We start from the raw sequence: 12066 nt of genomic DNA, 5'->3' as shown, positions 1-12066 counted from the left end.
ATAAGCGGTATCATATCTTTTATTCAAATAATTATCCATACCAATACTATAATTCATATTTTTCTTTAAAACATTAGGTATATCCTGTGTTCTTTTCATTTCTAAAAGCTTTTCAGCTTCTTCCTGTGCTAAAGAATCATCGGTGTTTCGATAAATGCCATAAATACTTAATCTACATTTAATCTGCCAGTAATAATTTTGTTGCTCTTTAAACATATTTAAACTTTCTTTAAATAATTCTAACGCTTTAAGGAAATAGCATTCATATTTATTATAAAAAGCCAGTTGATATTTCATCATCGGATGATTTTCAAATTTCTGAATATATAAGATAATCTTATCTGCTAACATATAACTTCCTATAAAATCATTATTTGAACGAAACATTAGATCTAAAAGTAATATCTTTAATTCATCTTCTATGATATCTGTTTTAATCATGACTAGACAATCATTGACTTCTTCTAAACGCATATACGTATTCTTTCGGTAATAATTAAACAGATACTCAAATACATGCATATATTCATGAAAGATAGCGGAATCTTTATAAGGTGCAAGTTCTTGAATCATTTCATGATACAACTCATCAAAATGATCTTCTTCATAATATTCAAAGACATGTACTAAACGTATCAAATAATCACTGAGCCATTCTTCAAAATGTTCTTTTCTATGAAAGTTCATTCCAAAATAATTAAGATAATTGAAATAAAATTCATCATTTTTGATTACTTTACCTTTGGTCGCATAATGAAAAGTAGAATAAGCGGATAATTCTTCTATTTCTATTTCTTTGATACTTTTCCCTTTACTGATACGATAATAATTAAAAAGTTTCCCCAATCTTTTCTTTTCTGTTTCAGTTAATAACATTCTATCCCTACTTTCCATTTTATATGATTATACAGCAATGATTTTTTACTGGCAACTTTCCTATTTTCAATATCGTATTGTATTTTAATCCATCAAATCATGCACATCTTATTGATAGTTTTCATTCATATCTTTTATAATGATGACATGGGAAACATGCATTATGAAAAGAAAGTTATCGGAAAGCTTATAAAGTATTATCGATTAAAAAAGAATATCCATAGGATCGAAATCATTCAAATTTCAAATAATAAACAGATTTGTTCCTTAAAGACACTCAGAAAAATTGAAGAAGGGATCGTTGTAAGTGATCATTATTATGATTATCTTGCTGTTGGACTGAATCTGCATTTTTGTCTTGAAGAAAAGGATCTGATGCAGCTTATGCATTATCGTGGACGATTGATTTCTTCTTTGAATGTTTTTTCAAGATCTTTGATGGAAGAGCTTCTTCATGAAATAAGCAGTTGTCTTTATTTATTGAATAATGTCATTTATTTTAAAGAAATGCTGGGTCTGTTTCATGATATCCTGGATTATCATTTAAATGAAAAGCTGCCATCTCGTTCAACGATTGATTTATATTGTGCGCTAAAGGATATGGTCCGGCGGGAAGATCAAAAGCTGATTTATTATTTTTTGTATCAGATATGTCATGTGGCTCCTTATTTAGACCGTAAACAGATTGAAAAAAGCTGCCTTTCTTTTTGTCCTGATCCTTTATTTATCAAAAATCAACTGCTTTATATCAGTCAGTGTTTTTCACTTTTTAAGGCTTATGAGAAGATCAAACAGCTTTATGTCCAGATAGAAAACCGGATCACAGATTATCAAAAGATCACTTTTTATAATGTTATGGCTATGATGCAGTTAAATATGAATGATATTGAATCTGCTTATAAAATGATCAGCAGGATCACCACGCTTCTTGAATCAAATCATGATTATCCGGGCCAGCTTCTTTTTAGCCTGCATATGCGGGCGGCCATTATCTGTTACGCCATGAAACAATATGAGCAAGCCATTCAACATGCCCTTATATGTTATTTTTCTTCTCATGAACATCTCAATTATAATTATTTACTTTTATTCAGTGCTCTTGAGAAAACAAATAAGCATGTTCTCCTAAAAAAGATTCTACAAGAAGCAAAAGCTTTTCATTTTCATAACGATATCGTATTCAAGGTCTTTCAATATTATCAGATCAAACACCTGCATTCTTTTTCAAGTGTTCAAAAGCATCGTTTGCTTACAGATCTGATCTTGAGTAAGCTGATGATACTTTGTAGTTATTGTGATCTTTATCAGGAAATACTCACTGAGGAGATGATGGCTCACGCAGCTCATACCCGTGATTATAAAAATCTTTATATCTTTCTTCAACATAGTTCCTATTAATCATAAAAGATCAGGATAAACAATAACAATTGATGTAAGAGCGCATGATTTAATTTTTTATACATATGGGCAAAGTATCTGGTACTATGTCCATATTTATTTTTTATTTCATATAAAGAATGTTTATTCATATGCTTCCTCCTTCATAAAGCGATCCTCTGCATGCTTTTTCTTATATGCCCCAGCATTCAGGTGAACAAATGACACGCGGCTGATTTGTCCTCTCTTCTTCACAAGCATATTTCCATTGTTTCTTTTCATCCTTATCGCAGCAGCAGACAGCATCACCTTTATTTTCTGCTGCCTGAATGTTTGCACAGCACATCATGAATGATAAAGCACTTAATACAAAAGTTCGTTTTCTCATTATTTCCCTCCTTTCTTAATATTTTACACGAAAATTATATTTAAAAAGCGTTTTTTCCGATTTTCGTCAAAAAGTTGCATGAGTGGGACGGTGTGCATGGATTTGGTCAGATTTCACGCTTTTTCAATATTATAATCCTGTTTTAATGAATATGTTATTCATCTATCGGGAATAATAGAATTTATAATAGAAACAGGTGATGTTATGATTCGACAATTAAGTGAATTTTTAATGGCAGAGTGCCGTAAGCAAGGTCTTACAAACCAAGCGCTGGCAGAACGCTGCAACAATCAGATCAGTGCCGATTACATTGGCAAGATCAAAAATAAAGTACCTAAAACGGTCAGTATTGATATTCTGAATATCTTAGCTGTCGGTCTTGGTATGACTTTGAAACAGCTTTTAGAAGAAGCCGGTATCATTGATACTTTAGATCATTATACGTTAAATAATATTGAAGCTGATAAATTTATCGAACAGCTTTCTGATTATATTTCACCTTTTGTGAATGTAAAAGAAATGAGTGCTGCACAGAGAATTGAATTAGCTAACTATATCTATGATAATATCCGTATGGTTTCTTATAAATATAAATAAACATGGTATCAAATGATGAAAAGAGGATCATTGGTCTGCTGATTGGTCATTACCGCCGGAAAAAGCATATTTCACGGAATGAGCTGTTATCAACGTCCAATGATTCTTTATGTTCACCTAAAACACTTATACGAATTGAAAATGGTCATATTCCTAAAAGAAATCAGTTTTATATATCATTATGTCAATCTCTTGATGTCAGCTATCCCTTTGAAGAAAAGCTTTTATATAAATTAGATAATTACCGGCAAAAGCTGGTTCATGCAATCCTTGAGGGTTCCAAGGGAAACATGGAAATCTTATTGGAAAAGATAGATGAGGATTTCACTCATCATATTTTATATGTCAGTGAAAGAGCATGGCTATATCAAAGCATTTTGACCTTACTTTTATATGATCAAGTGCCAAGTCAGGAAAAGATGGATGTTTTTTATTGTTTAAAGGATGTTCTCTTAGAAGAAGAGCGCAAGCTTTTATTTTTCCTTTTCATGCATCCGAAGATAAGAAAGAATGTAGATAGATCACTGATTCATGAAAGTCTTGTCTATGAACATGAGCCTCTTTTCTTTGATTTTCACCTTTCTCATATCATTTCTGTTTCATCCTTGCTTTACAGCCATCATCAGCTTCAAAAGATCCTAAATAAAAAAGAAGAGCTTACAGATTTACAGAAAATATTGCTTTTCAGACGTATTGCTGAAATTGAAGCAAGCGGTAATGATATCGTTTTAGCGTATAAGACGATGAAAAATTGTCTGTATCTTCTTCACCGGGATATCTGTGATCCTTTAAGGGCTTCTATTTATATAGATTGTGCTTTATTCGCTTATCAATCCAATGATACAGATGCCTGTATCCATTATCTTTTTGAGGTGGTTTCTATCAATCTGTCGCTTTTGAAAGAAGCGTGGCTTTTATTGCTGCATGTATTGGAGAAAAGCAATCAAAAGGAATTGCTGATGCATTATTTATTTGATATGAATTTGACGGATGAACAGGATGAAAGGGGGAAAGCTGTTTTGTCTTATTTCCGGTTGAAATATGATACGATGGATACCCATGATGCGGATAGAGAAAAATATATCTGTCAGAAATTAAAGGTATTGGGTGAACATAAGGTTTATAAAAAGATCCTGTTGGAAGAACTGATGGGGATCGTAGCGGTTACTTCCCATTATAAATTTATATATCGTTTCATGACTAAATAAACCAAAAATTACCACATTAAAACTATGTTTCTCTTGTGTAAGCATGAGGCTTTTTTGATAGAATGAACATGAAATATTGGATATGGAGGTAATTATGGAAATATTAAGTGCAAAAATACACCCAAAGAAAGATCGTCCAGTCAAAGTGCTGCAGTTTGGAGAAGGAAACTTCCTGCGTGCCTTTATTGACTGGTTTATTCAGGAGATGAATGATAAAGCTGATTTTAATGGGGATGTCTGTGTCGTACAGCCATTGGATTTTGGCCGTGTTGAAGAGCTTAGAAAGCAGGATGGCTTATATACATTGCTTCTGGAAGGTGTCAGCAATGGTGAAGTGGTTCATCATAAACAGGTAATCGATGTTTTAAGTGACTTCATCAATCCTTATCAGGAGTATGAGCGTTATCTGGATTATGCGAAAAGCAGTGATCTGAAGATCATTCTTTCAAATACAACGGAAGCCGGTATTGCCTATGATCCAACTGATACGGATGAAACAAAGACTTCACCGACATATCCGGGAAAACTTTTGACTTTCTTGAAGAAACGATATGATTTCTTTGATGGTTCTAAGGAAGCCGGTTTGTATATCCTGCCATGTGAACTGATTGATCACAATGGTACTACATTAAAGGAATATCTGAATAAGCTTTCCCATGATCGTCATTACAGTGAAGCATTTATTACATGGCTGAATGAAGCTAACCTGTTCTACAACACTCTTGTAGACCGTATCGTTCCGGGTTATCCAAAGGATCAGATCGAGCGTTTGCAGAAAGAGGATGGCTATATTGACAACAATGTAGTGAAGGGTGAAATTTTCCATTTGTGGGTCATTGAAGGTGATCCTGCGATTAAGAAGGTATTGCCGTTTGAAAAAACAAATTTAAATATTCTGGTGACAGATGATGTACGTCCTTATAAGGAAAGAAAGGTCAAGATCTTAAATGGATCCCATACCTGCATGGTACCGATTGCTTATCAGTATGGTGTCCGTGCCGTGAATGAAATGATGAATGATGAATATCTGAAGAATTGGCTTTTTGCTTTCTTAAAAGAAGAGGTCTGGCCGACGATTGATCTGCCTCAAAGTGAAAAGGAACAGTTTACAAACGATGTGATGGAGCGTTTCATGAATCCGACGATCTATCATGAATTATTGACGATTTCATTGAATTCCATGACAAAGTATAAGACACGTGTGCTGCCAAGTGCCATCGGTTATTATGAACAGACTGGTAAGCTGCCGAAGCGTTCACTCTTCTCATTGGCTTCTTTGTTTGTGATGTATTCATTAAAGAAAGAGGATGGAAGCTCTTTGGTGATGGATGATCCGGCATTTATTGAGATGTGGGCACGTTTATGGAAGCAGCCTGATGTTGATGCCCTGGTGAATGAGGTCATGATGATGAAAGATCACTGGGAATATGATTTTACACAGATGAAAGGAAGTCTTGACTATGTGAGCCAGTGTGTGAAGGACATATTGGCTTTGGGTATGAAAGCAGCCCTTGTCAAGCATTTTGGATAAATATGAAAACATTACATATCAATGATAAGGACAATGTGCTGATAGCTCTTGAAAAGGGGCAGAAGCATGATGTCGTCAATGGTTTTGAGCTGTTAGATGATATTGATGCAGGGCATAAGATTGCCTTGCGTGATATTCAGGAAAATGAAGATATCATTAAATACGGTGAATCGATCGGTCATGCAACACGCCTGATCCATCAGGGAGAAAAGGTTCATTCTCACAACATGAAGACGAATCTTTCCGGTCTTAAAGAATATGTCTATACACCGGTTACCTTCGAGAAGCATACGGTCAAGACAACTCGTGAATTAAAGGCTTATCGCCGAAGCAATGGTAAGGTAGGCATTCGTAATGAGCTGTGGGTCATCGTAACGGTTGGCTGTGTGAATTCAATTGCCAGAAATATTTTGGAGAATTTCAAAAGCCGTCATGATTTAAGTGATATTGATGGTATTTATACTTTTGAGCACCCTTATGGATGTTCACAAATGGGAAATGATCAGGAAAATACGATCAAGATCTTACGTGATATCGTCATGCATCCTAATGCCGGCGGTGTTCTTGTGTTAGGTTTAGGTTGTGAAAATAACCAGTTGAAGCCTTTCTATGATTCCCTTGTCGATATTGATTCAAAGCGTATTCGTTATATGAATTGTCAAGATGTCGAAGATGAGGTCAAGGAAGCAAATATCATCTTAGATGAGATTTATGAAGAGATGCGTCATGATGTTCGTGAAAAGGTTGATTTCAAAGATATTACCTTCGGTTTGAAATGTGGCGGAAGCGATGGCTTCTCAGGCATTACTGCCAATCCATTGGTTGGACGTTTCTCAGATAAGATGCTGACATTAGGAGCAAATTCGATCCTTAGCGAGGTTCCGGAAATGTTTGGTGCTGAGCATATTTTGATGAATCGTGCCGATTCTAAAGAAACCTTTGAGAAGATCGTCAATCTGATCAATGGCTATAAAGAATATTTTATGAGCTATAATCAGGTAGTATATGAAAATCCATCACCGGGTAATAAAGCCGGTGGAATTACGACGCTTGAGGAAAAATCCTTAGGATGTATCCAAAAAGCCGGTACAAGTCCTATTGCCGATGTCTTGGATTATGGAGAAATGCGTAAGAAAGCCGGAGTATCTTTGTTGTATGGACCGGGAAATGATATGGTCAGCGTAACTGCAATGGCTGCTTCCGGTGCACAGCTGGTATTATTTACAACAGGCAGAGGTACACCTTTTGGCGGTTTTGTACCGACGGTCAAGATTTCTACGAATACTGCCTTATTTAAGAAAAAACCGCAGTGGATCGATTTTAATGCCGGTGTTCTTCTTGAGAATCATACGCTGGATGAAGTCAGTGATAAGCTGATGGATAAGATCATTGATATCATCAATGGTGAAAGATGCCAGAATGAAATCCATAACTGTCGTGAAATTGCGATATTTAAACAGGGAGTGACGTTATAAATGGAAGTCTTATTGATGAGCATCATCGTTGCGTTGCTGGTCGTATATGGATTTAAGGCATATCGTCTTTATCCGACCTATAAGAATAGCATCTTTCAAGATCTCATGCCGAGCTTTCTGGAGTATTTTTACCGGGTGACCATCCGTAAGGATGCTTCAACAAGTTCATTTTTGAAAGATAAGCTTGGAACGCATCGCATGACATTTACGACCTTGCAGAATAACGATCACAAGATCACAAGCCGTTTTGTTATCATTCTTTATAATAAGGGCATTGCTTTGATCAGCTATCTTGATCCTAAAGGAGCTCTTTCAGGTCAGACAAATGATAAGCATTGGTTCATTCGCCGTGAAAAGCAAACCGTTAAAATTGCCAACCCTAAGATTGAGAGTGATAAATATGCGATTTTGTTAAAGAAGAAGTATCCGGGTCTGCCACTCACACAGTATGTTGCAGTAGGAAATGAGTGTGATATTTCTAAGATCAAATGTGATTTCATCGTTTGTCACAACAATGAGATCATTCGTCATCTTTTAGAAGCCGGCACACCTTATGTTGAGGATGAAAAGATCATCGAAGCTTTTAATTCCGCAAATAAAAACGCATAGCAATATGCCATACGTTACTTTGGAGAGCTAAAAAAAGCTCTCTTTTTTTAGCTAAACTTCTTTTATAATAGAAAAACAGCCTTCCGGCTGTTATCTCTGTACTCTTCCGCTGGCATCTCCATTTGCAAGCGTTAAAACTTCACTTTCACTGACAAGGTTGAAGTCACCTGGTATCGTATGCTTTAAGGCACTTGCCGCTACCGCAAACTCTAAGGCTTCGCCCTGTGTCTTCATGGTCAATAATCCATGGATCAATCCACCGGAGAAGCTATCTCCGCCGCCTACACGGTCAACGATCGGATTTATATCATAGTGCTTTGACTGATAGAATTCGTTTCCATCATAGATCAATGCGCTCCATCCGTTATGTGAAGCACTATGGCTTTCACGCAGCGTCGTACATACTTTTTCAAATCCGAATGCTTCTTTCATCTGGGCAAAGATCTTCTTATATCCTTCTAAATCCAGTTTACCGCTGGCTACATCGGTTCCTTCCGGCTTAAATCCTAAACAAAGCTCAGCATCCTCTTCATTTCCGATACAGATATCAACATATTGCATCAGATCTTTCATGACCTTCTGTGCCTGTTCAGGTGTCCATAGCTTTTTACGATAATTCAGATCGCAGGAAACCTTTACATGATGACGTTTGGCAGCCTTGCAGGCTTCCTTTGTCAATTCGGCAGCTTTTTCACTGATGGCCGGTGTAATACCTGAGAAATGGAACCAGTCAGCACCTTCCATGATTGCATCAAAATCAAATTCTCCAACGTCTGCCTTGGCAATCGCACTGTCTGCACGGTCATAAATGACCTTGCTTGGACGCATAGAAGCACCGCTTTCCAAATAATAGATACCGATCCTTTCACCGCCACGTACGATATAATCTGTATGAACACCGTATTTACGTAATGCATTTACAGCCGACTGTCCGATTTCATGCGTCGGTAATTTTGTTACAAAATAAGCATCATGACCATAATTTGCTAATGATACAGCAACATTTGCCTCGCCTCCGCCATAGCATACATCAAAAGAATCGCATTGTACGAAACGTGTACGCTCCGGTGAAGAAAGACGCAGCATGATCTCACCTAAAGTAATAATTTTCATATTTTCTCCTATTTCTTCATTAAATGAATCTTAAATCCACCGATTTCTTTTTCAAAATAAATGACTTTTAATGAATGATCCTCGTTATATGCCTTAGAGCTTTCATCAAAAGCATAACCCAAGCTTTCATAATAGCGAACAGCTCTTTCCACACTGTTGACCTTATAAGCAATATGACCATGTGTTCCCACCTGATTCTTCATGACTTCGATCGTCTTTCCGGCAAAGCATGATTTTGAATGAGGTTCTGTTTCACACTGCAACAATCCTGCAAATGCACCTGCGACATCTTCAGCACTCGTTTCATCGGCATTCACACCTACATGTGCCAGTTCAAGTCCCAGCATCGTCTTAACAGCATTTTGTGTCAATTCTTTGATACGATCAAAATTACCTTCTTTAATCGCCTTAGCATCAACCATCCAAGTACCGCCGCAGGCAACGATACGATCATAATCTAAGTATTCGACAATATTGCTTTCCTTAATACCGCCTGTTGGCATAAAGTTTACATTGACATAAGGTGCTGCCAGGGCTTTGATCATCTTCAAACCACCCAGTGGTTCTGCCGGGAAGAATTTCACCGTTGTCAGTCCGAATGACAAAGCAACTTCAATATCACTGGCATTCGCACATCCCGGTATGACAGGCACGTTTTTTTCAATGCAGTAGCGAACGATTTCCGGATTCAATCCCGGAGAAACGATAAATTTCGCACCTGCTTCCAAAGCATCATCAACCTGCTGCTTTGTCAATACCGTTCCGGCTCCAAGAAGCATCTGCGGCAATTCCTTATTCATGATCTGCATTGCTTTTTTCGCATGCTCTGTTCTGAAGGTTACCTCAGCTACCGGAAGACCTCCTTCACAAAGAGCCTTTCCCAATGGAAGAGCATCTTCAACACGATCGATCTTGATGACCGGTACGATTCCGATACGACTGATCTTATCTAATATCTCGTTCATGTTTCCTCCTATTTTTCCGGCCAGATCTTGCAATTAGGATCTAACAGCCATTCATGCTCCTTCACATTTTCAGCTCCGGTCCAAGGATTATCATCAAAATGACGGATGATCCAGAAATAATACATCGCATATCCCGGTGCCGTTACCTGCGGATGAGGTAATTTTTCAGTTACACAGATATAGCTGTAATCTTTTACCTGATAAACATTATCGCCATAGAAGCTGGCACCAAATCCTTCAGGGCGGTTAAAACGGTAATAATAAAGCTCCGGCTGATCATGTAAGTGAGGAATAAATGTAGACCATTTGCCCGGATAATTGACCGTTTCCCCAAAAGCCATATTACTTAATGGATTGATCGAATAATCTACCATCGTTCTTACATTTCGTGTAGCACAGTCATTCCACTGTCCGGCACCACGATCAACAACAACTACATTTTCTTTTGTAAATAAAGTACTTGCAAATTCTTTTTCATTTTCTGTCATAAATAACAGATATTCACTATCCGTATCAGCACTTACTTCAACATGGACTCCTTTGCATACATGAAGTCCGACAGGTGCATCATCGAATACGTTACCACGTTCGATCGTTGCGCTCTTTCCTTCATAATTCAAAGTAAGCTTTCCTTCCTGTAAAACGATCAAGGTTTCCTTTTCACTGTCCTCGTACGTCTTTTTTTCACCTTTCTTTTGTCTTACCAGATAAGAATAAAGCATCATTCCCGGATAAAGATCAGAACGATTCGTTAATTCAACCGTTGTTTTATCTTTTATATAATTCATCATAATCTATGATCCTTCCTTTCATATCCATTATATCTTTTTTTTTCATTTTGTACTAATAAAATAAGAACATGTAATGTGGTAATTTTTTATATATTATGTTTGAATATCCAAAAATTTACCACAATTATTTTTCTTTTAATTTTCTCTCAAAACATCAACTTTTACTCTATAATAAAAACGAAACATTTAGGTGTAAAAGCCTCGTTTTAATAAAACGGCTGAATCTTCCTCCCCTTCAAACATTCAGCCGTTTTAGTTTTTCCTTGATGAATGAAAATATTCAAGATATAATACATAATAGTATTGTTAACATTATAAATACTTTTATTAAAGATGAAAGGAGATAGTATGCCAATCTCAATCAAAGAACTCATTACGTATATTGCCGCTTTCGCCGGTATCGCGATCGTATGTATCGTCAGAGTACGCTTTTCAAAAAGACAGCTGAAAACACCTGACAATGCTTATACGCCTGATGAAAAAAAGCTTTTATATACAGGCTACGCTATTTTGGCAGTAGCACTCATACTTGCCTGTATCCCTGTCTATTAAAAAAACTTCAATGTTGCGCATTGAAGTTTTTATTTAAATAAATCCGTTGATAAGTATCGCTCCCCTGTATCCGGCAGTAAAACAACGATATTTTTTCCTTTGTTTTCTTCTTTTTCCTGTAATTTTTTTGCTTCAAAATAAGCAGCTCCGGAAGATATACCGCATAAGATGCCATATTTCTGTGCCAGCTCATTCGCACCGCTGTAAGCTTCTTCACCACTTACGGTATCAACCTTATCAACGACGCTTTGATCTAAATTTTTAGGAATAAAGCCTGCTCCGATTCCCTGAATCTTATGCTTTCCGGCTTCACCTGTCGTAATCACTGCACTCTCCAATGGCTCTACACCAATAATTTCAACATCTTTCTTATGTTCTTTCAAATATCGGCCGACACCACTGATCGTACCACCTGTACCGATGCCCGCTACAAAGATATCAATTTGTGCATCTGTATCATCTAAGTGCTCATTTGCTGTCGGTTCATAATGCGCCAGTGGATTATCACTAGTTTCAAACTGTTGAGGATTTAATGAATTGCTGATGTCATCGTGAAGGTGCATTGCTTTCGCAATAGCTCCCTT

The 12066-nt window shown here is 36.8% G+C and carries 14 protein-coding genes; 7 read left to right on the top strand and 7 right to left on the bottom strand.

Annotated features, from left to right (window positions below):
- The coding region (locus Q0K35_RS01235) for a hypothetical protein (RefSeq protein ID WP_294560856.1) at window positions 1–876 on the bottom strand (876 nt) is incomplete at its 3' end.
- A 156-nt stretch (window positions 877–1032) separates the two neighbouring features.
- On the opposite strand from Q0K35_RS01235, the gene Q0K35_RS01230 reads away from it, so the two are divergent.
- Complete coding sequence (locus Q0K35_RS01230; RefSeq protein WP_294560855.1) at window positions 1033–2274, top strand: hypothetical protein; 1242 nt, start codon at window positions 1033–1035, stop codon at window positions 2272–2274.
- On the opposite strand, the gene Q0K35_RS01225 is transcribed toward Q0K35_RS01230, so the two are convergent.
- Window positions 2271–2405, bottom strand: coding sequence for a hypothetical protein (locus tag Q0K35_RS01225; RefSeq protein ID WP_294560854.1), 135 nt, complete (start codon window positions 2403–2405; stop codon window positions 2271–2273). The two genes, Q0K35_RS01230 and Q0K35_RS01225, sit on opposite strands and share 4 nt — an antisense overlap.
- A 41-nt stretch (window positions 2406–2446) precedes the next feature.
- Complete coding sequence (locus Q0K35_RS01220) at window positions 2447–2641, bottom strand: hypothetical protein (RefSeq protein ID WP_294560853.1); 195 nt, start codon at window positions 2639–2641, stop codon at window positions 2447–2449.
- A gap of 204 nt (window positions 2642–2845) precedes the next feature.
- On the opposite strand from Q0K35_RS01220, the gene Q0K35_RS01215 reads away from it, so the two are divergent.
- From Q0K35_RS01215 to Q0K35_RS01195, 5 genes are all read left to right on the top strand, one after another.
- Entirely contained in the window at window positions 2846–3238 is a 393-nt protein-coding gene (locus Q0K35_RS01215; protein ID WP_294560852.1) for a hypothetical protein, read from the top strand.
- A 2-nt stretch (window positions 3239–3240) separates the two neighbouring features.
- Complete coding sequence (locus Q0K35_RS01210; RefSeq protein ID WP_294560851.1) at window positions 3241–4446, top strand: hypothetical protein; 1206 nt, start codon at window positions 3241–3243, stop codon at window positions 4444–4446.
- Window positions 4447–4540: 94 nt separating this feature from the next.
- The gene (locus Q0K35_RS01205) at window positions 4541–5977 is read left to right on the top strand and encodes a tagaturonate reductase (protein WP_294560850.1); all 1437 of its coding nucleotides are present in this window, start codon (window positions 4541–4543) and stop codon (window positions 5975–5977) included.
- 2 nt (window positions 5978–5979) lie between these two features.
- Complete coding sequence (locus tag Q0K35_RS01200; RefSeq protein WP_294560849.1) at window positions 5980–7452, top strand: altronate dehydratase family protein; 1473 nt, start codon at window positions 5980–5982, stop codon at window positions 7450–7452.
- Window positions 7453–8061 (top strand): hypothetical protein, encoded by a 609-nt coding sequence (locus Q0K35_RS01195; RefSeq protein ID WP_294560848.1) that lies wholly within the window; start codon window positions 7453–7455, stop codon window positions 8059–8061.
- Window positions 8062–8151: 90 nt separating this feature from the next.
- On the opposite strand, the gene Q0K35_RS01190 is transcribed toward Q0K35_RS01195, so the two are convergent.
- The 3 genes from Q0K35_RS01190 to Q0K35_RS01180 are packed head-to-tail and all read right to left on the bottom strand — an operon-like array spanning window position 8152 to window position 10930.
- Window positions 8152–9174, bottom strand: coding sequence for a sugar kinase (locus tag Q0K35_RS01190; protein WP_294560847.1), 1023 nt, complete (start codon window positions 9172–9174; stop codon window positions 8152–8154).
- Between the two features lie 8 nt (window positions 9175–9182).
- Window positions 9183–10139, bottom strand: coding sequence for a bifunctional 4-hydroxy-2-oxoglutarate aldolase/2-dehydro-3-deoxy-phosphogluconate aldolase (locus Q0K35_RS01185; RefSeq protein ID WP_294560846.1), 957 nt, complete (start codon window positions 10137–10139; stop codon window positions 9183–9185).
- An 8-nt stretch (window positions 10140–10147) separates the two neighbouring features.
- The gene (locus Q0K35_RS01180; RefSeq protein WP_294560845.1) at window positions 10148–10930 is read right to left on the bottom strand and encodes a 5-deoxy-glucuronate isomerase; all 783 of its coding nucleotides are present in this window, start codon (window positions 10928–10930) and stop codon (window positions 10148–10150) included.
- A gap of 348 nt (window positions 10931–11278) precedes the next feature.
- Here Q0K35_RS01180 and Q0K35_RS01175 point away from each other — a divergent pair, with 348 nt between their 5' ends.
- The gene (locus Q0K35_RS01175) at window positions 11279–11482 is read left to right on the top strand and encodes a hypothetical protein (protein ID WP_294560844.1); all 204 of its coding nucleotides are present in this window, start codon (window positions 11279–11281) and stop codon (window positions 11480–11482) included.
- Window positions 11483–11511: 29 nt separating this feature from the next.
- Here Q0K35_RS01175 and Q0K35_RS01170 read toward each other — a convergent pair.
- Window positions 11512–12066, bottom strand: a 555-nt coding sequence (locus Q0K35_RS01170) for a pyridoxal-phosphate dependent enzyme (protein ID WP_294560843.1), incomplete at its 5' end; no start/stop codon positions are given.

Origin of the sequence: uncultured Traorella sp. (genome assembly GCF_944327115.1) — a bacterium.
GTDB lineage: Bacteria > Bacillota_I > Bacilli_A > Erysipelotrichales > Erysipelotrichaceae > Traorella.
The sequence above is the reverse complement of the archived record's forward strand: the minus strand, read 5'-3'. Positions and strand labels throughout refer to the sequence as shown.